Here is a 24,630-nt window from a genome sequence, read left to right as displayed (position 1 = left end):
GTTGGCCACGTTCGGGAGGGATAACCGCTGAAAGCATCTAAGCGGGAAGCCTGCTTCGAGATTAGTTCTCGTTCCACCTTTTGGGGTGGGTGAGGTCCCCGGTTGATGATCGGGTTGATAGGCCAGGGATGTAAGCATTGTGAGGTGTTTAGTTGACTGGTACTAATGGACCGATAACCAAAATCAACATTGACAGGTTGCTTTTGTTTGTTTTGCGTGAGATTATGTGTGTTTGCGTTCACTGTGCGATGACTGGCCACCATGTGGTTGGTTGGTGTTTGTTTGGTTGTGGCGGTGGTTATAGCGGCAAGGGTATACGCCCGGTCTCCTTTTCGAACCCGGTAGCTAAGGTTGTTTGCGCTGATGGTACTGCACTCGGTGGGGTGTGGGAGAGTAGGTCACTGCCGCCATATTTTCTTATGTGTGTGGGGTGTTAGTCCTGTTGTGGGGCTGGCACCCCACACACCCATTTAACCCGAAGAGCCGGCGAAGGGAATAGGTGAAACCTGACTTGGCTCATTTAGTGCGACTTTGGCAGTGACTCGATAAGCACGGCCACGTCCGCCGGCAGCGGGGTGCGAGCATGAACGACCTGCCCGCCGACCTCAAGCGTGAACGAGCGGTACTTCTTCAACGTCCGCACCAACCGTTTCAACGACACACCCGTGGACTGCTCAAGAACATGCCCGCACGCCATCGCTACCATCACAATCGTTAAATGCGCCTGGATCGAGTCTTCTTTACGGTGAAAGATCGGACGCGCCCGTAAATCCGACTTCGCCATCCGGAAAGCCTTCTCGATACGGAATAACTGGCGATAAAACCCGATCACCGCACCAGCATCCAAATCCAACCGATTCGTCTCATATCCCTTAATCCCAGCCAACGCAAGATGCTTATCCGCTAATGCCTGGTTCACGCGCTTATTGGGAGCTTGCAAGTCAACATACCGGTTACGCTTGACCGGTATTTTCCCTTCCACCGCACGCCTGGCCTTGTCTAACTGTTCTTTCACACCCCGCCGCGTGCGCCGAGCCCGATCCTTCGAGTACTGATAATAAACAACCGACTCCACCACACCCACACCCTGGCCAGCGGCTTTGCTAGCATGGTTTTCTTGGCGCCAGACCTGACCATCCACATAGTCTTTACCCGGATTCTCTTCACGCCACTTTGCGATAGGGACAGGGATATCACGTTCTTTCGTGCCCAGAATATAGCCCAGACCAGCCCCGATAATCTCTTGCTTGTTAGAAGCTGAGAACATTCCCGCATCAGCCACAACCGTGATATCGGTAAGCCGGTAGACACGCCTGAGGCGTTCAATCATGGGTAGCATCGTGTGGGTCTTGGCCCGGTTTCCTTCAAACCCACCAATCGCCAACGGCAACCCGCAGGCGTCGGTGAGCATCCCGACCGTGATCTGCGGGTCAATACGGCGTTCTTTCGAATAGCCAGGTTTACGTAACTCGTCTTCTTTATCCGTCTCGAAATATAAGGTTGTTACATCGTAAAGGACGAGAACGCCTGGCCCGATACCCGCATGCCTTGCTAGCGTGGCCGTGATTCTGTCACGGAATTCTTCTTCCGCGTAACGGGGCAGGTGGCGTTTAATCGTGGAATACGAAGCCGAGCCTGCCCCGACTTCGGCGAGAGTTTCGATGGAATCAAACTTGGAGCCCGGGTGGATAATCCTGGCGGCCACCAGATCGTAGAACACCGGGTCATGATTGGTTGGCGGGCCTAGTTCCAGGAAATCAAAAGCCCCACGGATCGCGTCGAGGAGGTAGCCGGCACGCGAGCTGGCCACGGTCAAGGGATTATCCACCGAACCACTAGCCACGCGCGTCGGCGCTGTCTCAACGCCCGTCTCCAGGTCTAAAGAGAGCTGGTCCCCGTCGATCAAGCGCTGGGCCTGGGCTTTTAAGAGCGCGAGTTCACCGGGCGTGTGGGCTGAACCAATGTGCTCGAGTACGGGCTTGCGATCCACGTAACGCCACACGACTTGTACCGCGGTAGCGCCCGACTTGGTTATCACGGTACGAATCCGGGGTCGTGGCATACCACATAGCCTACCCCCAACCCGTTAGTACGACATTTCACCCACGAACGAGACAAAACCCCAGGCCACAACGTCAATATGAAACCTATCACGCCAAAATGAGCCAAGTCAGGAAAAATAATGTGTGAGAGATTCTTTGCGTGAGATAGGTATGTTTGCGTTCACTGTGCGATGACTGGCCACCGCGGGTTGGTTGGTGTTTGTTTGGTTGTGGCGGTGGTTATAGCGGCAAGGGTATACGCCCGGTCTCCTTTTCGAACCCGGTAGCTAAGGTTGTTTGCGCTGATGGTACTGCACTCGGTGGGGTGTGGGAGAGTAGGTCACTGCCGCCATGTTTCTTGTGTGTGGGGTGTTAGTCCTGTTTGGGGCTGGCACCCCACACACCCATTTAACCCGAAGAGCCGGCGAAGGGAATAGGTGAAATGGTCTCAGCAAAGAAGCTGATCCAAAGCGTCACCAGCCGGAAAGGTGTGTACCCGGATCCGCTCACATAGCGACAGTTGGGCGGATGCGTCGCCAGGGCTCAACCTTGTCGTAAGGGTGTGGTACCGTCCGATACATGATCGGCGCGCCGCCTTCGGATAGCGACATGCACGCGGGTTGCTCGCGGGGGCTAGCTGCGCCGTCGTACCTTAGGTACACGCGAAATGGAGGTAAGAATGAAACGTTGGGGAGCGCTGTGCGCGGTGCTCGCACTCGCCCTGGGCGCCTGCGGAACCACCGGGAAAACCGAAGGGAATTCCCCGAAAGAAGGCGCCGCATCCGCACCGGCTGCTGAAGCGCAAGCATCCGCGCCCACCACCACCGCGGTAGCCGTGCCCGATCCGCGCAGCCTCACCGGAATGGTGAGCGTCGATCCACTCCCCGAACCGCATCCGGCGCAGCCCGCCGCCGTCAACCTCCCCGTCACCATCACGGACGCCAGTGGCGCGAAAGTGACCGTGACCGATGCGTCGCGCGTGGTGACCCTCGATATGTCCGCCGCGATTTCGCAAACGCTCCTCGCCCTCGGGCTGGGCACCACCATCGCGGGCCGCACCGTATCCGATACGGAGCCGAGCCTCGCGGACGTTCCGGTCGTCACCGAGAGCGGGCACAGCGTGAACGCCGAGGCAGTACTGCGCCTCGCCCCAACCCTGATCCTCACCGACGGCACGATCCGCGGGGCCGAAGGTGCCCTCGCGCAACTCGAAGCCTCCGGTATTCCGGTGGTGCGGCTTACGCGCGCAACAAAGTTCGACGACGCGCCCGCCCGCGCGGCGGAAGTCGCCCGCGCCGTGGGAGCCGGGCAGGCGGGCGAAGAACTGGCCGCCCAGATTTCCCAATCCATCGCGCAGGCGCGGATCGACGTCGCCCAGCTGGCCCCGGCCGACCCGCTGCGCATGGTCTTCCTCAATATTCGCCCCCAGGCCGGGCTGTTTATGCTGCTCGGGAGCGAATCGGGTGCCAGCGACGTGATTGACGCGGTGGGCGGGCGCGATATGGCCGGGGAAGCGGGAGTCACCAAGGCCCGGCCAGCCAGCCAGGAAGCGCTGCTCGTGGCCAACCCCGAAGTTATTATCGTGATGACCAATGGGCTGGGCGCACTCGGCGGGATCGAGGCGCTCGAAGGCCAACCCGGGATCTCGCAAACCGACGCCGGGAAGAAGCGGCGCGTGCTCGCCATCCCCGATAACCTTTCCCTCGGATTCGGTCCGCAAAGTGGCGATCTTATTCGCGCGATGGGCCAGGCGCTTTACACTGCCCAGTAGCGGCACAACGCCGGCAGCGGTGGGAACGCATAGCCGGCACGTAGTGGGAACACGCCACGCGGCGTGGGAAACGCGGGCGGGCAGGGTGCCCGCGGTAGCGCACCGCGAAGGGATAATACGAAAGGATAGTGAGAGGATGACCGTGGCCCAGCGCCCCAGCTCGCGCGAGGGACATCCGCATTCTTCGCCGGCCGGGCATGCCGCCCGGTCGACACAAGGCCCGAGCTCACGGCAGCGCCCTCGCTCACGCGGGGCGGATCCGATTTCCGCCCCCGGGCGCCGCGCCGCGCTCATCGCGGCCTGCCTGCGCCTGGCCACCATCGCGGCGATTATTGCCGGGTACGTGACGGCGGCTCACACCAGCGCGGCACCGCTGAGTACCGGCCACCTCTGGCTCGCGGCCGGCTTCTTCGCCCTGGCCGCCGCCTGCGCGCTAGCCGAACGAGTGGGCAGCACCGGGGCAGCCCGCGCGGAGGAACGCCGGCTGCGCGGCCGGCTCCTCGAACGCACCTTCGCGCTCGCCCGCACCGGCACCCCCACGCCCTATACTGCTGGGCGCCTCCTCCCGCTCCTCACCGATAGCGTCGAGCGCATCACCAATTACCGGCAGGGTTACGTGGGCACCACCATTGGTGCGTTGCTCGCCCCGTTCCTCACTCTCGCCTTTATCGGGATCGCCATTGACCCGGTGATCGGCTTCGGCGTGATGGCGGCCCTCCCGCTTATCCCCGCCGGCATCGGCCTCTTCTTCCGTTTCTTTCGCCGCGCGTCTACCGAATCGCGCCGCGCGCGCGACACCCTCGTGGATAGCTATCTCGACGCCATCCGCAATATGACCACCATCCGCCTCTTTAACGCCGGGGAACGCACCGAAGCCGACCTGGCCCGCCGCGGCGAAGCGAACCGCCGCGCCATTATGCGGATGCTGGCCGGCAACCAAATCGTCATTATCGTGATGGACGGCCTGGTCGGGCTCCTCCTCATCTGCCTGACCGCCGGGCTCACCACCGCCCGCGCCGCGCACCTCGCCCCGTGGGAAGCCCTCGCCGTGGCCCTCCTCGCGGTGGTTCTCCTTGAACCGCTCTCGCAGGTAGCGGGCTTCTTCTACATCGGGATGGGCGGGCGCGCCGCCCAAAAAGCCATCACCCGGTACCTCGCCATCGCTCCGCGTATAGTGCACGACGGCGCAGCTGCGGCTCCCAGCACCGTTGAGGATTCAGGTGCGGCTGAGAGTGACGGCGCCACCCCGCCCGCCAGCGCCGCCCCGCTGATCACCGTGACTAACGCGGCGGTGAATTACGGGCGTGAAGAGGTGCTGACCTCGGTGAATCTGCGCGTGGCGCGCGGGGAACGCCTCGCGATTGTGGGAGTGAGCGGAGCCGGGAAATCCACCCTGCTCGCGCTGCTGCGCGGAGCCCTGCGCCCGCAAGCCGGGAGTGTGCAGATTGGCGAGGTCCACGTGGATGCTGAGAGTGGTGACCTGGCGCAGTTGCGCGCGCGCAGCGCCGTCGTCGCCCAAACAACGTGGATGTTTACCGGAACTATTGCAGATAACCTGCGCCTGGCGCGCCCGGATGCCACCGCGGAACAGATGTGGGAGGCACTGCGGCGCGCGCAGGTGGACGAGGACGTGGCGCGGATGCCGGAGGGGCTCGATACCTACCTCGGGGAGGATTCCGCTTTGATTTCCGGCGGGCAGGCGCAGCGTATTTCGCTGGCGCGGGCGTTTTTGGCCGGGCGCACCCTGCTGCTGCTCGACGAGCCCACCGCGCAGGTAGACCTCGAATCCGAAGACCGGATTTGTGCGGCGCTGGCGGGGCTGGGGCCCGAGTATACGCTCGTCATGGTCACGCACCGTCCCGCCTTGGCGGCGCTGGCGGACCGGGTGGTGCGGGTCCGCGACGGAATTCTCGAGGAGGTCAGTGATGTCCACGCCGAGTAATAAAGCCGCGCTGCGCGGGAATGATGCGCGTGAGAATAACGGCGCCGTGCAGCGCAGGAATGGTGCGCGCGAGGATAACGGCGCCGTGCTGCGCGGGAATGGTGCGCGCGAGAATAACGGCGCCGTCCGCGTAACAAGCGGCGCCGCGCCGGGGTTGCGCACCGTGCTGCGCTGGTTGCTTTCCCTCACCCGCCCCGTCCACGGCCCGCTCGCCCTGTCCACCCTGTGCCGGGCCGCCGGCCAGGTGGCCGATATTGGGCTGTTCGCGGTGGCGACCTACGGGATGGTGGCGGCCGTGAGCAGCGGCGGGGGAGCGGGCTTCCTCTGGTTCGTGGCTCTCCTCGCGCTCCTCAAAGCCGCCCTGCGCTACCTCGAACAATTCACCGGGCACTACGTGGCCTTCCGGGCCCTCGAACTGCTGCGCACCCGCGTTTTTGCCGGCCTGTGGCCCAAGGCCCCCGGGATTATGGCGCGCTCGCGTTCGGGGGATATCGTTGCCTCCCTCACTCGCGATATTGACCGCATTGAAGTGGTCTACGCCCATACTGTGGCGCCGGTGGTCTGCGCCTACGTGCTCACCCCCGCGGCGCTGCTGGTGGGCGGCGCGCTACTCGGGTGGCACGCGATGGCGCTGCCGGCCGTGGCCGCGGCTCTAGCACTTGCGGTTATCCCTTACGTGGGTACCCGGCGCGCGATTGATGCGACGACGGCGCAACTCGCCGCCCGCGCCGATCTGGCCGCGCATGTGACCGATTCGCTCTACGGCCTCGAAGACGTGCTCGTCTTCGGCCGCACCGCCGACCGGATGGACGAAACAGCGGCCCTGGGTGCGAAAGTCGCCACCGGTGGATCTTTCCCGGCCTGGGTGGCCGGGCTGCGCCGCGGGGCCAATATTATTGCCGCCGGTATGAGCGCGGCGTGGATTATCGCGGTGGGAGTGAGTGACCCGAGTATCTCGTTGCCGCTCGCGGCGGCCGGCGCGGTGGCGGCGCTGCGGGTATGGGAAGGCCCCCAGGCTCTCGAAGATGCGGCGTCGTCCCTCGATGCCTCGCTCGCGGCCGCGCGGCGTATCTATGCCCTCGCGCACGCGCCCCAGCCGTGCCCGGACGGCCCCGGGATCCTCATGCCCGAACGCGGCCTCTCCGTGGAATTCGACGACGTCCACTACGCCTACCCGGAGCGCGAGCGCGAGGTGCTGCGCGGAGTGAGCCTGCGTATTCCCGCCGGTTCCCATACAGTGCTGGCCGGGCGTTCCGGCTCGGGTAAATCCACCCTGGTGCATCTGGTGGAACGCTACGATGACCCGACATCCGGGATGGTGCGCATCGGCGGGATTCCCACCACGGACCTCAAGGTCGCTTCGTTGCATGCCTGCGTGGTGGGGGTGTCTCAAAAAAGCCAGATTGTGGCCGGGACCATCGCCGATAATCTGCGGCTCGGGGTACCGAAGGCCACCGAAACTGAGCTGTGGCGCGCCCTCGGCGTGGCCGGGCTGGATAGCGATGTGCGGGCCATGCCGGACGGCTTGAATACCCGGGTGGGAGGCGGTACCTCGCACGGGCGGCCCACCGGATATGCGCTTTCGGGCGGGCAGGTGCAGCGCCTGTGCCTGGCCCGCGCGGTTCTCATGCACCCGGCCGTCCTCATCCTTGATGAATTCGCCGCGGCCCTCAATAGCGAACTTGAAGCGCGCATCCGCGCCAATCTGCGCGCCGCCCTGCCCGAGGCCACCATTATTGAAGTGAGCCACCGCCTCGATGCGGTGCGCGAAGCCGATACCGTGGCGGTGCTCTCCGGCGGGCGCCTGGTGCTGGCCGGCCCGCCCGCCGAGATCACCGAAGCGCGGGTGCGGGAAGCCGTGCGGGAGAACGGCGCAGCGGTGGAAGGGGCGGCGCACCGCGAGACGGCGGAGGATACTGCCGCGCAGCCGGAGACTACGGCAGAAAACGCGCCCCGGGCGCCGCGCCATTAGCGCTCCGTACAACATTAAGGCAAGATAGACAGGATGAGTGGACAGCGCGGCAACCAGGGGCACGCGGCCACCGCGCTCTCCGCGGTGCCCGGCGCGCCAGCTATGCCCGCGGAGCCGGGCACGCCGGGAGCACCCGGAGCGTCAGCCATGCCAGCGCTCCCCGCGGTGCCCGCCGGCATAAAAGCACGCCGCCACCGGCGCTTCTGGACGTTCCTCATCCTCACCGTGCTCCTCGCTTTGGGTATGCTCCTCTCCGCACACCTGGGCCAATTCCCCGTCACCGTGGGAGATGTAGGGCGCGGTATCGCCGCCCGCTTCGGGCTGGCCGCGCCCCCGGAAGATCCCCTCGTCATGGCGGCGCTCTGGAATATTCGCTTCCCCCGCATCTGCTTAGGCGTTTTGGTGGGCGGGGCGCTCGCGGTGGCCGGCGCCGTTATGCAGGCGGTCTTCTCCAACCCGTTGGCCGAACCGGGAATTATCGGGGTGTCCTCCGGATGTGCTTTCGGGGCCGCCCTCACCATGGTCTTTGTTCCCGGAGCCTTGGGCGGTTTCTCGGTACCGCTAGGAGCCTTCGCTGCCGGGCTCGTCACCTCCGCCACCGTCTACCTGCTGGCGCGCTCGCACGGGCGCGCTGAAACTCTCACCCTGGTGCTCACCGGCATCGCCGTGACCGCGGTGGCCTCCGCCCTCACCTCCATCGCCACCTACCTGGCCGATACCAATGCCCGCGAACAAATCGTGTTCTGGCAGATGGGATCGCTGGCTGGAGCCTCCTGGTTCCAGGTCGCCGTGGTGGGCGCGGTGGTTGGCATCGGTATCCTTGGCGCCCTCGCGCTGGCCGGCCGCCTCGACCTGCTCAGCCTGGGGGAGCGCGAAGCCGGGCACGTGGGCGTGAACGTCGCCGCCCTGCGCGCTTCCGCCATCGTGCTCACCGCCATCCTCACCGCCGCCGCCGTGTGCTTCGCCGGCGTGATCGGCTTCGTGGGCCTCATTGTCCCGCACGTGCTGCGCCTCCTCATGGGCCCCATGAATCGGATGCTCATCCCCGCCGCGCTCCTGGGCGGAGCGGTGCTCCTCACCTACGCCGACCTCGCGGCCCGCACCCTCGTGCCCTTCGCGGAACTCCCCATCGGAATCTTCACCGCGCTGGTGGGCGGCCCCACCTTCTTCATCCTGCTGCGCAAGAACCTGCGAGGTGCCCGTGGTTGATCTTTTCTCCGCGGTGGGTGGGCCGGCCGGGGAGCTTCGCGCCGAGCACCTCAATTTCGCCTACGGTACCCACCGGGTTCTCCACGACGTCAGCATTACCGCGCGCCCCGGGCGGGTCCTCGGGGTGCTCGGCCCCAATGGCACCGGAAAATCCACCCTGCTTTCCCTGCTCGCCGGCGACCTCAGCCCCACTTCCGGGCAGGTCCGTATCGGCACCACCGCGGTTACCTCTCTCTCTTGGCGGGAGCTGGCGCGCCTGCGCGCCGTCATGCCGCAAAACTCCACCTTCCCCTTCGCCTACCTGGTGCGCGACCTGGTGGCCATGGGCCTCGGATCCGGAAACGGCGCGGCACGGGGGAACGGGGCCGGGCGAGGCGGCGGCGCGGCACGGGGCAACGGCGCCGGGCGTGGAAACGGCGCGGCAGGTGCAAGCACCAGTACCCAGAACGGGGCCGGCACCGGCAGAGCCGCGGACGCCGCCATTATCGACGCCGCCCTGCGCGCCGCCGACGTCACCCACCTCCAGGACCGCGATGTCACCCGCCTCTCGGGCGGCGAACAGGCCCGCGTTACTTTCGCGCGGGTGCTCGCCCAGCGCGCCGGGGTGGTGCTCCTCGATGAGCCGACCGCCGCCCTCGATATTTCCCACCAGCAGCGCCTCCTCGAGCTGTGCCGGCGCCTGGCTGCAGGCGGGCACACCGTCGTCGCCGTGCTGCACGATATTCAACTGGCCGGCGCGCTCTGCGATGACGTGGTCCTCTTGCGCCACGGCCGGGTGGAAGCGGCCGGCACCCCGCGCCAGGTACTCACTTCTGAGCTACTCACCCGGGTATACGAATGGCCGATCCGAGTGGAGACGCTGCGGGATGGGACCATCGTCGTCGTTCCTACCACCGCGACCACCACCGCAACCACGTCCGAAAAGTGAGAAAGCAATTCTCACTACGTGGACACGGCTAGACTAAGGACCACGGCGGCACCGCCCGCCACCACAACACACGATACGAAGGGGAATAATGGCGCAGCTGCGATCGGCAACCTCAACAACAGGCCGGAATATGGCCGGGGCGCGGGCGCTCTGGCGCGCCACCGGGATGGGCTCGGAAGATTTCGGAAAACCGATTATTGCTATCGCTAATTCCTTCACCCAATTCGTTCCCGGGCACGTGCACCTGCGCAACGTCGGGAAAATCGTGGCGGACGTGATCCAGGCGAACGGCGGGGTGGCGCGCGAATTTAATACCATTGCCGTGGACGACGGCATCGCCATGGGCCACGAGGGCATGCTCTACTCGCTGCCCAGCCGCGAAATTATTGCCGACTCCATCGAATATATGTGCAATGCGCATACCGTGGACGCCCTCGTTTGCATTTCGAATTGCGATAAAATCACGCCCGGCATGCTCATCGCCGCCATGCGCCTGAATATTCCCACTATTTTTGTGTCCGGTGGGCCCATGGAGGCGGGCAAGCCGGTGGAAGGCGTCGTCGATCATAATATTGACCTCATCGACGCTATGGCCCTGGCCGTGGACGATTCCATCACGGACGATGAACTCGCGCGCGTGGAGGAAAACGCCTGTCCCACCTGCGGTTCCTGCTCGGGAATGTTCACCGCGAATTCCATGAATTGCCTAACCGAAGCGCTGGGCATGTCCCTGCCCGGCAACGGTTCCACCCTTGCCACCGCCACCCGGCGCCGCCGGCTTTTCGAAGAGGCCGGGAAACGTATCGTTGCGCTCACGAAACGTTTTTATAACGACGACGACGCCAGCGTGCTACCGCGCAATATTATGACGAAGGCGGCTTTTACCAATGCCATGTCCATGGATGTGGCCATGGGGGGCTCCACCAATACCGTGCTTCATATTTTGGCCATTGCCCAGGAAGGCCATGTGGATTTCACGCTTGCGGATATTGATGCGCTCTCGCGGCGAGTGCCCTGCATGGTTAAGCTTGCCCCAAATTCCACCGAATTCCATATTCAGGACTTCCACCGCGCCGGCGGGATTCCGGCGCTGCTCGGGGAAATGTACCGGGCGGGGATGCTCGATGATTCGGTGCACTCGGTGCATTCCGATGATCTGAAATCCTGGCTGGAAACCTGGGATATTCGCGGGGTGGCGCCCTCGGAGCAGGCCCGTGATCTTTTCAGCGCCGCGCCGGGGAATGTGCGCACTACCCGCGCATTTTCGCAGGACTCCACCTGGGAAAGCCCGGATGTGGACGGGGAACACGGGTGTATTCGCAGCGCAGATCACGCCTATACCGAGGATGGCGGGCTGTGCGTCCTGCGCGGGAACCTCGCGGAAGACGGTGCGGTTATTAAGACGGCCGGAATTAGCGAAGAGCTTTTCCATTTTGAAGGACGGGCCCGAGTGGTCGATTCCCAAGAGGCCGCCGTCGAACTTATTTTGTCCAAGGCGGTGGAACCGGGCGATATTGTGGTGATCCGCTACGAGGGCCCCAAGGGTGGGCCGGGAATGCAAGAAATGCTCTATCCCACCTCCTACCTCAAGGGCCTGGGGCTCGGGAAGGTCTGCGGGTTGATTACCGATGGGCGTTTTTCCGGGGGAACGTCAGGGCTGTCCATCGGGCACGTTTCCCCCGAGGCTGCCGCGGGCGGCAATATTGCGCTACTGCGCGAAGGGGATCGTATTATTATCGACGTTCCTACCCGGCTGCTCGCCATGGATGTATCCGAAGAAGAATTGGCTGAGCGGCGCGCCCAGATGGGGGAGCTGCCCTGGCGTCCCGAGAAGCGGGACCGGCATGTTTCCAAGGCGCTGCGGGCCTACGCCATGATGACCACCTCGGCGGATCGCGGGGCGGTGCGGGTGGTGGACGGCCGCGTGGACTAAGGCGCCACGGTGCGCGCCGGGCTGCGGGCCGGGCTGCGGCCGGTGGTCACGGCCCGGCACCTCCACGGTGCCGCGTTCACACGAGCCTCGGCGCGGTGTTCGTTACTATTCGTTACTCGTCGAAGGCCGGGCTGAGCTCGTGGGGCGGCTCCATAAGCCAGTGCCGGTCCGTGATCATGCGCGCGGCGGCCACCCCGGCACCCACCGCGCAAATCACCAGAACCACATTCGTGAGCGCGCCGGCGGCCTGGGCAATCTGCCCGGCATTAATGGCGTGCAGGCCGCGGAAAAATACCACTCCGGGAATCATGACGACGACAGCCGGGACGCTCAGCGAGACCCGGGAAAATCGGGTGCGGCGAGTGAGCAGATGGGCGAGTACCCCGGCGCCCAGGGCCGCGAGGAAAACCGCGGCCACATTATAGAAGCCGGCATCCTGGGCGCTGAGGCGCGCGGCGTTGACAATCGCGCCGATAGCGCCGGCCAGCAGCGCCGCGCCCTGCTCCGCGGTAAAGAGCATGGCGAAACCGTAGGAGGCCACGAAGGTTGCGGCGCCGCGCGCCAAGGCCAACCACGGTTCGGGGATCACGTAAGCGGCGTGCGGGGCAATATCGGTATCGAAGAGGACAGTGACCACCCACACCGCCATCCCGGCGGCCAGCATGAGCATGGTGACATAGGCTCCGCGGGTCAGGCCGGCGGAAAAATCAGCGCGAATAGTATCGAGCATTGCGGTGACCAGCGGGAAACCGGGAATAAGAAAAAGGAGTGCAGACACCACCCCGGCTTCGTGCACCACCGCGATATGCCACGCCGCTTCGGCCACCCCAACCGTGGCCAGATACAGTACCGCGGCTAGCGCTCCTACCAGGAACCAAATCCCGAAGTGGTTAACGAGGCGGCGGGCTAACCAGCCGCGCACCGCCTGCCCCGCGCTCGCCGCGAAGAAGACCGCGGAGCATTCCACCACCCCGCCCCGGTTGAGGAAACAGAAACAGGCGCAGGCCACCCCGGATACCAGGGCGAGCAACCATGCCGGGTAGGTGCGCGCTCGCGTGATCGCATCGTCGAGCGTGTTTGTCACCTGCGTGGGAGTCGAGCCATCCGGAAGGGTAGCAATGGCAGCAATAAGCGCGTCAATACGGGCGGCGTTCACCCCGAGGGCGCGCTGCTCTCCGGTGAGAGTGCACACATCCCCGTAGCCGTAGCAGGTGACTGTGATTTCGGTGAAGGATACCTGGGCGTGGGTGGTACGAATTCCCAGGGCGTGGGCGGTGCGTTCCATGGAATGTTTCACTCGGTAGGCGGAGGCGCCGCTGGCGAGCAGCAGGAGGCCGGCGCGCAGCACCGCGCGCGCGGCGTAGCGCAGGTGGCTAGGGTGCTGCGGCGCAGGAGGCCGGTGCGAAAACGTCACGCGTCCAGGGTACGCTTCCCGAAACACTCCGGAAAACTGTCCGAACAATGAAACCAAAATCCACGATGTGAGACAGATTGATCTTTTTAGTGTTTGTGGAGCCCGCTCCGGTAGTCTGAAGGGCATGGCTCAGATTCTTCTTATTATCGTAGTGAGGTAGCGCGCACCACCGGTTGCGCGCTCCCCTCACGTGAGGGGATTTTTTATGCGCCAACCGCCACAGCTTGCCACCCCGCTTGTTATTTGAGGAGAACAGGCCCGAAGAACCAGGTGAATCAGGTTGAAGGAGGAACCATGGCCGCATCCGAGATGAATGCATCCGCGATGGGCGCGTCGGCCGCGTCCCATCGGGACCATCCCGGTGAGATCCGCGAAAAAATGGACGGCGCCCGCGCCATCGTCCGCACCCTAGCGGAACTCGGTGTTGATATTGTCTTCGGGCTGCCCGGCGGAGCCATTTTGCCCACCTATGACCCGATGTACGATAGCAAGTCACCCCGTCATATCCTGGTGCGTCACGAACAGGGTGGGGGCCATGCGGCTGAAGGCTATGCGCTGGCCACGGGGCGCGTAGGTGTTGTTATGGCGACCTCCGGGCCGGGGGCAACGAACCTCGTCACCCCGCTGCTCGATGCCAATATGGATTCCGTCCCGCTGGTGGCGATCACCGGGCAGGTGGGGGCCGCGGCCATCGGAACCGATGCCTTCCAGGAAGCCGATATCGTGGGTGCCACCATGCCCATGGTCAAGCATTCTTTCCTTGTAACCGACGCCGATGATATTCCGGCACGCCTGGCCGAAGCCTTTTACCTCGCGGCGAGCGGACGCCCCGGCCCCGTCCTCGTGGACATCGCGAAATCCGCGCAGAACCAAGAAACAGAATTCGTGTGGCCCCCGCGCTTGGACCTGCCCGGATACCGCCCGGCCGGCGAGCCGGATCCCGCGGCGGTACGCGAGGCCGCCCAACTTATTGCCACTGCCAGCCGGCCCGTGCTCTACGTTGGGGGTGGGGCGGTGCGTGCCCGGGTTTCCCGCGAGGTCACGGAGCTGAGCGAGCTCACCGGTGCCCCGGTGGTCACCACCCTGCCCGCCCGCGGCACCGTACCTGATTCCCACCCCCACAACCTGGGGATGCCGGGTATGCACGGTACCGTTCCCGCGGTGGGGGCGCTCCAACGCAGCGATCTCATCGTGGCGCTGGGCGCGCGTTTCGATGATCGCGTAACCGGGGCGCTTGACGGTTTCGCGCCGCAGGCGAAAGTTATCCACCTTGATATCGACCCGGCGGAAGTGTCCAAGAATCGCACCGCGGACGTGGCGATTATCGGGGATTTGGCTCAATCTGTTCCCGCCCTCCTCGCGCAGGTGCGTGCAGCTCGCGAGCAGTACGGGGAAGCGAATCTGGAACCGTGGTGGGGCTACCTCAACCGCCTGCGGGAAACCTATCCGGCTGGCTACACCCCCACGGATGATGGCCTCGTCTCCCCGCAGTACGTCATCGAACGCCTGGGCGCGGTGGCGGGAAGTGAGGACACTATCTGGGTGACCGGGGTGGGGCAGCACCAAATGTGGGCCTCGCAATTCCTGCGTTTCGAGCATCCGCACCGCTGGCTTTCCTCCGGGGGCGCGGGCACCATGGGCTACGGCATTCCGGCAGGTATGGGCGCGAAAGTCGGCCAGCCCGAGCGCACCGTGTGGGTGATTGACGGCGACGGCTCCTTCCAGATGACCAATCAGGAATTGGCTACCTGCCGTCTCAATAACATCAATATCAAAGTGGCCGTTATTAATAACTCCTCGCTGGGGATGGTGCGCCAGTGGCAAACTCTGTTCTACGAAGGTCGCTATTCCTTCACCGATCTGGAAACCGGGAATAACACCCGTCGCGTTCCCGATTTCGTCAAACTTGCCGAGGCCTATGATTGCGCGGCCTGGCGCGTGGAGAAGAAGGACGACGTCGATACCGCCATTCGGCGCGCTATGGAGATAAATGACAGGCCCGTCGTTATCGACTTCATTACCTCTCCGGATGCGGAAGTGTGGCCGATGGTCGCCGCCGGGGTATCCAATGATGAGATTATGTACGCCAAGGGGCTGCGCCCCGAAGTGGATGAGAACTTCGCGTGAGTAGCGGATTACAGCCGCTCGAGCCGCCACGAAAGGAAGGATAACAATGCCGCAGCGCCACACGCTCTCCGTACTGGTGGAGAATAAACCCGGAGTGCTCACGCGGGTGGCCGGGCTCTTCGCCCGCCGCGCCTTTAATATTCATTCGCTTGCCGTGGGAGAAACGGAAAACCCGGCGCTCTCGCGTATTACCGTGGTGGTCGACGCCGCGGTACAACCCCTCGAACAGGTGGCCAAACAGCTCAATAAGCTGGTCAATGTCATCAAAATCGTGGAATTGGACAGTGAGGAAGCGGTACTGCGCCGCCTCGTCCTCATTAAAGTCGGCGCTGATGATACGACCCGCGCTCACGTGGTGCAGGCGGTGGACCTTTTCCGCGCCCATGTGGTGGACGTGGTGCCGGATGCTGTCACCATTGAAGCTACCGGGTCCGACCGCAAGATCGGAGCCCTGCTTGCCGCCCTGGAACCCTATGGGATTCGGGAAATTGTGCAGTCGGGAACCGTGGCGCTCGGGCGCGGGGCGCATTCGCTCTCCGAACGGGTTACCGCCGATATGGCGGGTGACCCGGGGGACTTCCCGGAAGCGCTCGCCCGCGGGCGCATCTAAGCCAGAGCGGCGCGCGGCCAGCTGGCGGCGTCGTCGTACTTAATACGGCCCTGCCCGCAACGCGGTGCCGTCACCGCAACGAAACCGAAACCGAAAAACCGTAACCGCGGGGCCTGACCCCGACCCAACAAAAAGGAGAAAAACATGGCAGAAATCTTCCATGATGCCGATGCCGATCTGTCCCTCATCCAATCGAAGAAGGTTGCCATTATTGGCTACGGTTCGCAGGGGCACGCCCACGCGCTCAACCTGCGCGACTCCGGTGTGGACGTGGTGGTGGGTCTGCGTGAAGGCTCGAGTTCCGTGGCGAAAGCGCAGGAGCAGGGCCTGACGGTGCGTTCCGTGGCCGATGCCACCAAGGATGCCGACGTCGTTATGATTCTGGTGCCGGACCAGACCCAGCGCGGGCTGTGGGCCGCGGAAATCGAACCGAATCTCAAGCCCGACGCCGCGGTGTTCTTCGCCCACGGTTTCAATATTCACTACGGTTATATCAAGCCGGCTGCCGGCCACGATGTGTGCATGGTGGCGCCGAAGGGCCCGGGGCATACGGTGCGCCGCCAGTACGAAGACGGTCGCGGGGTTCCGGTGCTCGTTTGCGTGGAACAGGATGCCTCCGGGCAGGCCTGGGATGTGGCGCTGTCCTACGCCGCGGCGATTGGCGGTACCCGCGCCGGCGCCATTAAGACCACGTTCAAGGAAGAGACCGAAACGGACCTCTTCGGTGAGCAGACCGTGCTGTGCGGCGGGGTTTCCCAACTCATCACCTACGGTTTCGAGACCCTGGTGGAAGCGGGATACCAGCCGGAAATGGCCTACTTCGAGGTGTGTCACGAACTCAAGCTCATCGTGGATCTCATTAACGAAGGCGGGTTGACCAAGCAGCGCTGGTCCTGCTCGGATACGGCCGAATACGGTGATTATGTATCCGGACCGCGCGTTATCACCCCGGACGTCAAGGAGCATATGAAGGAAGTGCTGGCCGATATCCAGAACGGTTCCTTCGCCAAGCGCTTCATCGACGACCAGGATGCCGGCGCCCCCGAATTCAAGAAGCTGCGCGCCGAACATGAAAGCCACCCGCTGGAGGCCACCGGGCGTGAGGTGCGGTCCATGTTCGCGTGGAATACCGATGTGGATGCCGATTACACCGACGGACAGACCGCCCGCTAAGCGCGGCTGTTGCCGTTCCCAGGTGGGGCGGCTAGGATGAGCGCCAGTTAACCGGCCCGCTCGCGGCAAGGTACCGCGGGTGGGCCGGTTTGTACGAGCTGAGTTCTACTGTGAGAAAGGCCGCAGATGCGTCGTCGTTCCGCTTTTGCTTTCCTCGGGGTACTGGCCTTCGGCCTTGCCGCCTGCACCGATACGTCCGATGCACCGGGGGTGAAACCTACCGTGGCCGCGACCACCGATAGTACGACGGCGCCCAGCGGGCCCACCGCCAGCGCGACTCCGAGCGCGAGTAAAGAGCCCGCTCATCTGGTTCCTATCCAACGCGGAGCCAATGTGGTCACGGAGAAAATTCCCGCGCCTCTTGATCAATGGGGTGGTATTTCTATCGGGTCTGATGGGGTGGCCGGAAGTGTCAATGAAGGCAAGCCGGTGGTGCGGGTGTATTCCGATTATTGGTGCCCCTGGTGCAATGACCTGGTACGCGACCACGGTGAAGAACTCATCCACATGGCGAAAGCCGGGAAAATCACCCTGGTCTACCACCCGAATATGCGCTTCGAAGAATCGCCCTACAGTGTCAAGGGTGAGCAGGCCGAAGTGTGGTTTGCGGTGAACGCCCCGGATAAATACCTCGATTTCCACGAGCTGCTCTACAAAGAAGGCTCGATCCCGGTGGTCAAGCACGTGGATCGGGCTGAACGCCAGCAACCTGACCCGGCTCTTATCGAAGAATTTGCTACCCGGGTGGGTCTGGATAACGCGCAGCTGGAGAGCTTGCGTGCCACGTTGGCCGGTGATGAGTACCTTCCCCTCCTCAAGCAACTGCGTGAACAATTCCTCGCTGACGGAATGAAGTACATTCCCGCCGTTGTTATTGATGAAAAGCTGGTGAGCGACCCGAATAACGGCAACTTGGACCAGTTCCTCGCGCCGCTAAAGTAGGTCGGCGATAGTGCAGGCTGCGGCGTGCGCAGGCCGAAGCGGGCGAAAAACTGTCGTAGCGGCGTGGCACAATAGAGGCCATGAAAGCCATTATGACTGTGACCGGCGTGGATCGCACCGGGATTATCGCGGCCGTCTCCGCTGAACTCGCTCGCCTCGGGGTGAATATCATCAACGTTACGCAGACCCTCATGGATGAGTACTTCACCATGATCCTCGAAGTGGCGCTCCCGGAGGGTAGCTCCATCACCCAGGTGCAGCAGGCCATGGCGGAGCTGGGTGCCGCTGAAGCACTCGAGATCCACGTGCAGGCGGATTCCATTTTCCGCGCCATGCATCGCGTATAGCCCGGTTCGGTGTATAGGCTGGCCCGGTGCGTATCACGCCGGCCGGCGCACAGGAACCGGCACGGCAACGTGCACGGGAACTACGCACAGAAGCGAGACTGCGTACAGGAACGGGAGAATACCTATGTATGCCAGCAGTGAGCCCACTGCCCAAAATATTCTGGAAACCCTCGCGATGATCCGCGAGGATCGCCTCGATATCCGTACTGTCACCATGGGGATTTCCCTGCTGGACTGTGCGGATTCGGATGGCGAGCGCGCGCGGAAACGGGCCCGCGCCCGCATTATGGAGCGGGCCGCGCGCCTGGTGCCCGTGGCGCAGGAAATTGAAGCTGAACTGGGTATCCCCATTATTAATAAGCGCATTTCCGTGACTCCGATTGCCCTGGTGGCCGCGGCAAGCGGGGAAAAGGACCTCACCCCGTGGGCGGTTATGCTCGATGAATGCGCCCGGGAAATTGGCGTGGATTTCGTGGGTGGGTTCTCCGCCCTGGTGGAAAAAGGCATGACACGCGCGGATGAGGCGCTTATCGATTCCATTCCCGCCGCGCTGGCCGCCACATCGGTGGTGTGCTCCTCCGTCAATATCGGAACCTCGCGCGCCGGAATTAATATGAGCGCGGTGGCGCGCATGGGGGAGACCATCTGTGAGCTCGCCGCCCGCACGGATAAAGGCTCCGGGGCTGCTCGGCTGGTCGTTTTTGCTAACTCGGTGGGGGATAACCCCTTTATGGCCGGGGCTTTCCACGGGGTAGAAATGCCCGATTGCGTGGTTTCCGTAGGGGTATCCGGGCCGGGTGTTATTACCCGGGCGATTACTGCCGCAGAGGGTGCATCCTTCGATGAACTCGCGGAAGAAATCAAGCGCAGCGCTTTTAAAATCACCCGTATGGGCGAATTGGTCGGTCAGCTTGCCGCGCAGCGCCTCGGGGTGCCTTTCGGGGTTGTTGATCTTTCTTTGGCTCCCACGCCGGAAGTGGGTGATTCGGTGGCACGCGCCCTGGAAGCCATGGGCCTGGAACGCGTGGGTGCCCACGGCACTACGGCGGCCCTCGCTCTTCTCAATGATGCGGTGAAGAAGGGTGGGCTCATGGCATGCTCGCACGTGGGTGGGCTCTCCGGTTCCTTCATCCCGGTCTCCGAAGACGAAGGCATGATCGAAGCCGCGCGGCTCGGCGCTATTAGCCTGGCTAAACTCGAAGCCATGACCGCCATTTGCTCGGTGGGCCTGGACATGATCGCGGTGCCCGGGGATACCCCGGCCGCCACCATCGCCGGCATGATCGCCGATGAAGCGGCTATCGGCATTATGAACTCCAAGACCACCGCTGTGCGGGTCATCCCCGCTACCGGCTTGAGCGAAGGAGATACCGTGGAATTCGGTGGTCTGCTCGGCAGCGCGCCGGTAATGCCGGTAAGCCCGTACTCCAGCGCGGCCTTCATCTCCCGCGGGGGTACCATCCCGGCGCCGGTGCACGCTTTCAAAAACTAGGCACCCGCGGTGGTACCCGGCGTAAGGGCAGGGGCCGGGCCGGGCGGGGCGGGCAGCGGTTAGCGGGCGCGAATAATCGCGGCGATGCCCTGCCCGCCGCCGATGCACAGCGTCACAAGCGAGTGCTCGATCCCGCGTTCGCGCTGATTGAGAAGGGCACGCAGAGAAATAATCGCTCCCGAAGCGCCCACCGGGTGGCCTAACGCAATCGCCCCGCCCAGCGGATTGACAATCTCCGGATCCAGCTCCGCGTCGCGAATTACCGCAATCGCCTGGGAAGCAAAAGCCTCATTGAGTTCCACCCAGCCAATATCCGCCCGGCTCAGGCCGGTGCGCTCGAGCACTTTCTCAATAGCCAAGCGCGGGGCATAACCCATATATTCCGGTTCCACCCCGACGGTCGCCACATCCACCAGCTCACCCAGAATATCTACACCCGCCGCAATCGCATCCTCTTCCCGCATGAGGACAAGCATGGCTGCGCCGTCGTTAATCCCGGAAGAATTACCGGCCGTCACGGTACCGTGCGCGGCAAAAACAGGAGAAAGGTGGCTGAGCGTTTCGACCGTCACCCCCGTGCGCGGATACTCTTCAGCAACGACGACGCGCTCAGTGGGCTCCCCGGCATCAATCGTGAAAGGAACCCGCTCCTTATCAAAAGTCCCGGCTGTGATGGCGGCCTGGGCACGGGCTTGGGACTGGGCCGCAAAAGCATCTTGCTCGGCGCGTGAAATACCGAATTTTTCCGCGACCCGCTCCGCGGTCCAGCCCATGGGCCGGCCTGAGAACGGATCAGAAATCAGTGAAAAAGTGCCGTCCACGTGCTTCGGCCCGTCGAGGTGACCGGCTCGCGAAAAATCCATCACCGGCTGGCGCGTCATATTTTCCGCACCGCCGGCCATAACGATGCGCGCGTCCCCGGAGCGCAGCGCGCTCGCCGCGCTGGCCAGAGCCTGCACCCCGGAGCCACACACCCGGTTGACGGTCAGGGCAGTGGAGGAGGCGCGTGCCCCGGCGGCCAGGGCGATACGGCGGGAAATATAGGCATCAGCACCGGTCTGGCCCACGCAGCCCACCACGAAATCATCCACATCCGCCATGGAGATACCCGCGCGCTCCGCGGCGGCGCGTGCTGCCGCCGCACCCAATTGATGCGCGGGAGTATTCGCGTAGTAGCCGCGGAACTTGCCCGTGGGAATGCGAGCACCGCCGACAATGACGATAGTGGAATCGAACGCCATAACCTTGCCTCCAGAGATTCAAGAATTCAATTCTACGAGGAGAGGAGCGCCGGCTCCAGGAGACGTACCTAACCTCCCGAAAGAGCGCATCTCCACGCTGTCACCCCACACGGGAATATCTCATATAGTGAGAGATTTGGTCTCACTAGCTGGACGACTCTCGTATACTCATCCATATGCGCGCCTCTATTAATCTTGCTGTTATTGCCGGAGATGGCATCGGTCCGGAAATCGTGCCCGAAGGACTAAAAGTGCTACGCGCTGCGCTGGTAGAAAGTGGCACGGAGCTGAGCGTGACCCCCTATAGTATCGGGGCGCAGCGCTACTTGGATACCGGGGAAACCCTGAGCGCTGCGGATCTGGAGGCGCTGGCCGGTCATGATGCCCTGCTGCTCGGCGCCATTGGGGATCCACGGGTGCCCGCCGGAATCCTCGAGAGGGAGATCCTGCTGCGGCTACGCTTCGCCTTTGACCACTACGTCAATTTACGACCCAGCGTGCTCTACCCCGGGGTTCCCACCCCGCTGGCGGAGCCGGGAAATATTGACCTAGTGGTGGTGCGCGAGGGAACCGAAGGCCTGTACTCGGGCAACGGAGGCAGTGTTCACCGCGGTATGCCCACCGAGGTGGCAACGGAAGTATCGGTAAACACCGCTCACGGAACTGAGCGTTTGGTGCGTTACGCCTTCGAGCTGGCCGCATCCCGGCCCCGCCGCCACCTCACTCTCGTCCATAAAACCAATGTGCTCGTGCACGCGGGTGGGCTGTGGCAGCGCACCGTGAACCGCCTGGCCGCGGAGTACCCGAGTGTAAACGTTGATTACTGCAATGTGGATGCTGCCACGATTTACCTGGTGACCGACCCGCAGCGTTTCGATGTCATCGTGACAGATAACCTCTTTGGCGATATTCTGACCGACGAAGCCGGGGCGGTAAGCGGGGGCGTGGGGCTTGCGGCGTCGGGAAATATTAACCCGGAAGGCGACTTCCCCTCCATGTTCGAACCGATCCACGGGTCAGCGCCGGATATTGCGGGGACCGGGAAAGCGGATCCGACGGCGACAATCGCCTCCGTGGCGCTCATGCTGCGCCACCTCGGGCTGGTGGGGCCGGCCGCGCGTATCGAGGCGGCTATCAGGGCGGATATGGAAGCGCGCGCCGCGGCCGCGGCCACCGGAGCGCCGTTGTACCGCACAACCACCCAGATCGGTGATGCTATTCTCGCCGCTATGGAAGATAACCGTTAAGGATCACCACCAAGAAAGAAGGACTCAGGTATGAGCGTTCCGAGCACTCCGGAAGAACTGGAAGCCGCCGCTACCACTCCCGCGCCCGCGGATAGCCTCGCGGGGCGGTTCGTTGTGCACCCGAATGAGCACCCGGCCAGCGAAGAAGAGGTGAGCCAGGTCCTGGCCAGCCCCGGTTTCGGCCGCTACTTCACCGATCACATGGCACGGGCAACATGGACCGCGGAAAAAGGCTGGCATAACCACGCCATCGTGCCCTACGGGCCGCTCAGCCTGGACCCAGCCGGCTCGGTGCTTCACTACGGCCAGGAAGTTTTTGAAGGCCTGAAAGCCTACCGGCACGCGGACGGATCGCTGTGGCTGTTCCGGCCCAGCTACAACGGGGCGCGTCTGAACTTCTCCGGGCATCGGCTCGCTATTCCGGAGCTGCCGGTAGATGATTTCGTGGCCTCGCTGGTGGATCTGGTGCGCCAGGATCGGCGCTGGGTTCCGGGAGCGGAGGGCGAATCTCTCTACCTGCGACCCTTCATTTTTGCTTCGGAAGCTTTCCTCGGGGTGCGGGCGGCCGCGGCCTACGAATACATCGTACTTGCTTCGCCGGCGGGGGCGTATTTCCCCAACGGTTTCCAGCCCATCAAGGTGTGGGTAGAGCCTGATTACCACCGCGCCGGCCCCGGGGGTATGGGCGCGGCGAAAACCGGCGGGAACTACGCCGCCTCGCTGCTGCCCAAGGTCACCGCGAGCGCGGCCGGCTACGATGAGGTTCTTTTCCTCGACGCCGCAACCGCCACGAACCTCGATGAGCTGGGCGGGATGAACGTCTTTGTGGTCTATGCCGACGGTAGCGTGGCCACCCCGAAACTTACCGGCAATATCCTGCCCGGTAATACCCGCTCGTGCATTATGCAGCTGCTGCGCCGCTCCGGAGTTGAGGTACGCGAAGATACTCTCGCTTTGCGCGATGTGGTGAGCGGTATTCAGGACGGGAGCGTGGCGGAAATGTTCGCCTGCGGGACTGCCGCCGTAGTGACTGCCATCGGCCAGCTCACCGGGGAAGATTTCAGCGTTGAGCTGCCTACCCACACCGTTGCCCAGCGGATTTACGAAGAGCTCACCGGCATCCACAACGGTACTCGCGAAGATCCCTTCGGGTGGATGTATCGGATCGCTTAGCGGGGTTGGGCGGCGTTACGCGCGGCGCTGGGGTGAGCGACGCCCGCGGGGTTGGGCTAGTTCGTTTTGTGCTTCTGGGCTCGATACTGGCGCGGCGGCGGGACGAGGAAACAACCGGCACCAGCGGCCACCGTCACGGTGAGCGGAGTGGGGAAGAGGTCTTCGCCATCGACCGCCGGAATAAGGTCGGGCATCTCCAGGCGAACACTGTTTACCTGGATTTGAGTGACGATATCTTGCAGTTTGGAGAAATTTCCGGTGTAGATATTGCGGAGGTTGCGAGCCGCGGTGCGGCGCGATACCGGGCCGACGACGGTAAGTGCCAGCTTGCCGTCACGCGGATCCGCGTGCGAGCACATTCGGATCCCGCCTCCGTAACTGCGGGTATTGCCAACCGCGCACAGGGTAGCTTCTAGGGTGAAGGGTTCGCCGCCGTCGATGCTCAAGGTGAGTGGGGTGGTGCGCATGGCTGCGACTTCGGCAAGAACCGCGAGGAAATAGGCGGCCGAACCTCCCGGCCACCGAATCTCCTTCGCCCGCGCGTTAATGCGGGTATCGATACCCGCGGCGAGGATTGAGGCGAAATAGCGGCGCTCGGGTTGGGAAACACCGTTTACTTCGCGGGTGGCCAGGCCAAGGTCGGTCATCAGTGTATATCCGGATGCGATGACCCGGGCCGCTGCGCGCACATCGAGGGGAATGCCCAGGCCGCGCGCAATATCGTTCCCGGTTCCGCCCGCGACTAAGCCGAGCGGCTTGCCGGTGCCGGCCTGCTCCTGCACGATGAGATTCGCCAGCCCGTCCCCGCCGCAGGCCACCAGGGCGTCAATGCCGGGATCGGCCAGTGCTGCCCTGGCGTTCTTACGAGTTTCCGCGACGGTGGTGGCGTAGTTTCCTACCACATCAACGCCATGTTTGAGCAGTTCGGCTGTGATATGGGCAGCTAGAGAAGTGGCGCGGCCCTTTCCCGCGGTCGGGTTGGTGAGGAGGACGACGCGGCGGATCTGGCGCTGCCCCTCCGGATAGCCGTTGTGCTGGTGCTGCTGCGCCGCAGAATCTGACATAGT

The 24,630-nt window shown here is 63.6% G+C and carries 19 protein-coding genes and 3 rRNA genes; 17 read left to right on the top strand and 5 right to left on the bottom strand.

Annotation, left to right across the window (positions count from 1 at the left end; all coding sequences use genetic code 11):
• Window positions 1-187, top strand: a 23S ribosomal RNA gene (locus tag ACRQEG_RS07055); the annotation flags it as partial.
• A gap of 103 nt (window positions 188-290) precedes the next feature.
• A 5S ribosomal RNA gene (gene rrf, locus ACRQEG_RS07050) occupies window positions 291-410 on the top strand.
• A 110-nt stretch (window positions 411-520) separates the two neighbouring features.
• Here rrf (ACRQEG_RS07050) and ACRQEG_RS07045 read toward each other — a convergent pair.
• A complete protein-coding gene (locus ACRQEG_RS07045; protein WP_286049047.1) occupies window positions 521-2,062 on the bottom strand; it encodes an IS1634 family transposase in 1,542 nt (513 codons plus the stop codon).
• Window positions 2,063-2,274: 212 nt separating this feature from the next.
• Between ACRQEG_RS07045 and rrf (ACRQEG_RS07040) the strand changes: the two genes are divergently transcribed.
• The 7 genes from rrf (ACRQEG_RS07040) (at window position 2,275) to ilvD (ending at window position 11,797) form a co-directional block, all read left to right on the top strand.
• Window positions 2,275-2,394, top strand: a 5S ribosomal RNA gene (gene rrf / locus ACRQEG_RS07040).
• Window positions 2,395-2,721: 327 nt separating this feature from the next.
• The gene (locus ACRQEG_RS07035) at window positions 2,722-3,813 is read left to right on the top strand and encodes a heme/hemin ABC transporter substrate-binding protein (protein WP_159455034.1); all 1,092 of its coding nucleotides are present in this window, start codon (window positions 2,722-2,724) and stop codon (window positions 3,811-3,813) included.
• 136 nt (window positions 3,814-3,949) lie between these two features.
• Entirely contained in the window at window positions 3,950-5,755 is a 1,806-nt protein-coding gene (locus ACRQEG_RS07030) for an ATP-binding cassette domain-containing protein (protein ID WP_087071106.1), read from the top strand.
• Window positions 5,739-7,727: an amino acid ABC transporter ATP-binding/permease protein gene (locus ACRQEG_RS07025; RefSeq protein ID WP_087071105.1), complete on the top strand. Its 1,989-nt coding sequence runs from the start codon at window positions 5,739-5,741 to the stop codon at window positions 7,725-7,727. The genes ACRQEG_RS07030 and ACRQEG_RS07025 overlap by 17 nt, the downstream gene beginning before the upstream one ends.
• 33 nt (window positions 7,728-7,760) lie before the next feature.
• Entirely contained in the window at window positions 7,761-8,936 is a 1,176-nt protein-coding gene (locus ACRQEG_RS07020) for a FecCD family ABC transporter permease (RefSeq protein WP_219619178.1), read from the top strand.
• Window positions 8,929-9,864: an ABC transporter ATP-binding protein gene (locus ACRQEG_RS07015; RefSeq protein ID WP_101595208.1), complete on the top strand. Its 936-nt coding sequence runs from the start codon at window positions 8,929-8,931 to the stop codon at window positions 9,862-9,864. The genes ACRQEG_RS07020 and ACRQEG_RS07015 overlap by 8 nt, the downstream gene beginning before the upstream one ends.
• 88 nt (window positions 9,865-9,952) lie before the next feature.
• A complete protein-coding gene (ilvD, locus tag ACRQEG_RS07010; protein ID WP_435717950.1) occupies window positions 9,953-11,797 on the top strand; it encodes a dihydroxy-acid dehydratase in 1,845 nt (614 codons plus the stop codon).
• A 112-nt stretch (window positions 11,798-11,909) separates the two neighbouring features.
• Here the strand turns inward: ilvD and ACRQEG_RS07005 are convergent, their stop codons facing one another.
• A complete protein-coding gene (locus tag ACRQEG_RS07005) occupies window positions 11,910-13,211 on the bottom strand; it encodes a threonine/serine exporter family protein (RefSeq protein ID WP_320757882.1) in 1,302 nt (433 codons plus the stop codon).
• Window positions 13,212-13,535: 324 nt separating this feature from the next.
• On the opposite strand from ACRQEG_RS07005, the gene ACRQEG_RS07000 reads away from it, so the two are divergent.
• Both ACRQEG_RS07000 and ilvN read left to right on the top strand, forming a co-directional pair.
• Window positions 13,536-15,338 (top strand): acetolactate synthase large subunit, encoded by a 1,803-nt coding sequence (locus tag ACRQEG_RS07000; RefSeq protein WP_320757884.1) that lies wholly within the window; start codon window positions 13,536-13,538, stop codon window positions 15,336-15,338.
• Window positions 15,339-15,384: 46 nt separating this feature from the next.
• Window positions 15,385-15,948 carry an acetolactate synthase small subunit gene (gene ilvN / locus ACRQEG_RS06995; protein WP_284901101.1) on the top strand — a complete coding sequence of 188 codons (564 nt, stop codon included), beginning with the start codon at window positions 15,385-15,387 and terminating at the stop codon, window positions 15,946-15,948.
• On the opposite strand, the gene ACRQEG_RS06990 is transcribed toward ilvN, so the two are convergent.
• On the bottom strand, window positions 15,945-16,094 hold the full coding sequence (locus ACRQEG_RS06990; RefSeq protein ID WP_320757881.1) for a hypothetical protein: 150 nt from the start codon (window positions 16,092-16,094) through the stop codon (window positions 15,945-15,947). The two genes, ilvN and ACRQEG_RS06990, sit on opposite strands and share 4 nt — an antisense overlap.
• Between ACRQEG_RS06990 and ilvC the strand changes: the two genes are divergently transcribed.
• The 4 genes from ilvC to ACRQEG_RS06970 all read left to right on the top strand — a co-directional run bounded on the left by ilvC (window position 16,093) and on the right by ACRQEG_RS06970 (window position 19,902).
• The gene (gene ilvC / locus ACRQEG_RS06985; RefSeq protein WP_320757880.1) at window positions 16,093-17,121 is read left to right on the top strand and encodes a ketol-acid reductoisomerase; all 1,029 of its coding nucleotides are present in this window, start codon (window positions 16,093-16,095) and stop codon (window positions 17,119-17,121) included. The genes ACRQEG_RS06990 and ilvC overlap by 2 nt on opposite strands.
• A 126-nt stretch (window positions 17,122-17,247) precedes the next feature.
• Window positions 17,248-18,063 (top strand): DsbA family protein, encoded by an 816-nt coding sequence (locus ACRQEG_RS06980; protein WP_320757879.1) that lies wholly within the window; start codon window positions 17,248-17,250, stop codon window positions 18,061-18,063.
• 80 nt (window positions 18,064-18,143) lie between these two features.
• Window positions 18,144-18,410, top strand: coding sequence for an ACT domain-containing protein (locus ACRQEG_RS06975; RefSeq protein ID WP_087071100.1), 267 nt, complete (start codon window positions 18,144-18,146; stop codon window positions 18,408-18,410).
• 124 nt (window positions 18,411-18,534) lie between these two features.
• Window positions 18,535-19,902 (top strand): PFL family protein, encoded by a 1,368-nt coding sequence (locus ACRQEG_RS06970; protein WP_284901107.1) that lies wholly within the window; start codon window positions 18,535-18,537, stop codon window positions 19,900-19,902.
• Between the two features lie 59 nt (window positions 19,903-19,961).
• On the opposite strand, the gene ACRQEG_RS06965 is transcribed toward ACRQEG_RS06970, so the two are convergent.
• Entirely contained in the window at window positions 19,962-21,143 is a 1,182-nt protein-coding gene (locus ACRQEG_RS06965) for a thiolase family protein (RefSeq protein ID WP_320757878.1), read from the bottom strand.
• Between the two features lie 176 nt (window positions 21,144-21,319).
• Here ACRQEG_RS06965 and ACRQEG_RS06960 point away from each other — a divergent pair, with 176 nt between their 5' ends.
• Both ACRQEG_RS06960 and ACRQEG_RS06955 read left to right on the top strand, forming a co-directional pair.
• Window positions 21,320-22,390, top strand: coding sequence for a 3-isopropylmalate dehydrogenase (locus ACRQEG_RS06960; RefSeq protein ID WP_320757877.1), 1,071 nt, complete (start codon window positions 21,320-21,322; stop codon window positions 22,388-22,390).
• 30 nt (window positions 22,391-22,420) lie between these two features.
• Window positions 22,421-23,563, top strand: a complete 1,143-nt coding sequence (locus ACRQEG_RS06955) for a branched-chain amino acid aminotransferase (RefSeq protein WP_320757876.1) — start codon at window positions 22,421-22,423, stop codon at window positions 23,561-23,563.
• A 56-nt stretch (window positions 23,564-23,619) separates the two neighbouring features.
• Here ACRQEG_RS06955 and ACRQEG_RS06950 read toward each other — a convergent pair whose 3' ends face one another.
• Window positions 23,620-24,627, bottom strand: coding sequence for a diacylglycerol/lipid kinase family protein (locus tag ACRQEG_RS06950; RefSeq protein WP_320757875.1), 1,008 nt, complete (start codon window positions 24,625-24,627; stop codon window positions 23,620-23,622).
• Window positions 24,628-24,630 lie beyond the last annotated feature (3 nt).

The organism is Actinotignum stranguriae (assembly GCF_051265215.1).
Taxonomy (GTDB): Bacteria; Actinomycetota; Actinomycetes; order Actinomycetales; family Actinomycetaceae; genus Actinotignum; species Actinotignum schaalii_C.
The sequence above is the reverse complement of the archived record's forward strand: the minus strand, read 5'-3'. Positions and strand labels throughout refer to the sequence as shown.

What these genes read in the sequence shown, in the direction of transcription:
- ACRQEG_RS06955 (WP_320757876.1), top strand. Translation starts at nt 22,421, where the DNA reads ATGAGCGTTCCGAGCACTCCGGAAGAACTGGAAGCCGCCGCTACCACT.
- ACRQEG_RS06980 (WP_320757879.1), top strand. Translation starts at nt 17,248, where the DNA reads ATGCGTCGTCGTTCCGCTTTTGCTTTCCTCGGGGTACTGGCCTTCGGC.
- ACRQEG_RS06990 (WP_320757881.1), bottom strand. Translation starts at nt 16,094, where the DNA reads ATGTTTTTCTCCTTTTTGTTGGGTCGGGGTCAGGCCCCGCGGTTACGG.
- ACRQEG_RS07035 (WP_159455034.1), top strand. Translation starts at nt 2,722, where the DNA reads ATGAAACGTTGGGGAGCGCTGTGCGCGGTGCTCGCACTCGCCCTGGGC.
- ACRQEG_RS06960 (WP_320757877.1), top strand. Translation starts at nt 21,320, where the DNA reads ATGCGCGCCTCTATTAATCTTGCTGTTATTGCCGGAGATGGCATCGGT.
- ACRQEG_RS06965 (WP_320757878.1), bottom strand. Translation starts at nt 21,143, where the DNA reads ATGGCGTTCGATTCCACTATCGTCATTGTCGGCGGTGCTCGCATTCCC.
- ACRQEG_RS06975 (WP_087071100.1), top strand. Translation starts at nt 18,144, where the DNA reads ATGAAAGCCATTATGACTGTGACCGGCGTGGATCGCACCGGGATTATC.
- ACRQEG_RS07045 (WP_286049047.1), bottom strand. Translation starts at nt 2,062, where the DNA reads ATGCCACGACCCCGGATTCGTACCGTGATAACCAAGTCGGGCGCTACC.
- ACRQEG_RS07030 (WP_087071106.1), top strand. Translation starts at nt 3,950, where the DNA reads ATGACCGTGGCCCAGCGCCCCAGCTCGCGCGAGGGACATCCGCATTCT.
- ACRQEG_RS07000 (WP_320757884.1), top strand. Translation starts at nt 13,536, where the DNA reads ATGGGCGCGTCGGCCGCGTCCCATCGGGACCATCCCGGTGAGATCCGC.
- ACRQEG_RS07020 (WP_219619178.1), top strand. Translation starts at nt 7,761, where the DNA reads ATGAGTGGACAGCGCGGCAACCAGGGGCACGCGGCCACCGCGCTCTCC.
- ilvD (WP_435717950.1), top strand. Translation starts at nt 9,953, where the DNA reads ATGGCGCAGCTGCGATCGGCAACCTCAACAACAGGCCGGAATATGGCC.
- ACRQEG_RS06950 (WP_320757875.1), bottom strand. Translation starts at nt 24,627, where the DNA reads ATGTCAGATTCTGCGGCGCAGCAGCACCAGCACAACGGCTATCCGGAG.
- ACRQEG_RS07025 (WP_087071105.1), top strand. Translation starts at nt 5,739, where the DNA reads ATGTCCACGCCGAGTAATAAAGCCGCGCTGCGCGGGAATGATGCGCGT.
- ilvC (WP_320757880.1), top strand. Translation starts at nt 16,093, where the DNA reads ATGGCAGAAATCTTCCATGATGCCGATGCCGATCTGTCCCTCATCCAA.
- ACRQEG_RS06970 (WP_284901107.1), top strand. Translation starts at nt 18,535, where the DNA reads ATGTATGCCAGCAGTGAGCCCACTGCCCAAAATATTCTGGAAACCCTC.
- ilvN (WP_284901101.1), top strand. Translation starts at nt 15,385, where the DNA reads ATGCCGCAGCGCCACACGCTCTCCGTACTGGTGGAGAATAAACCCGGA.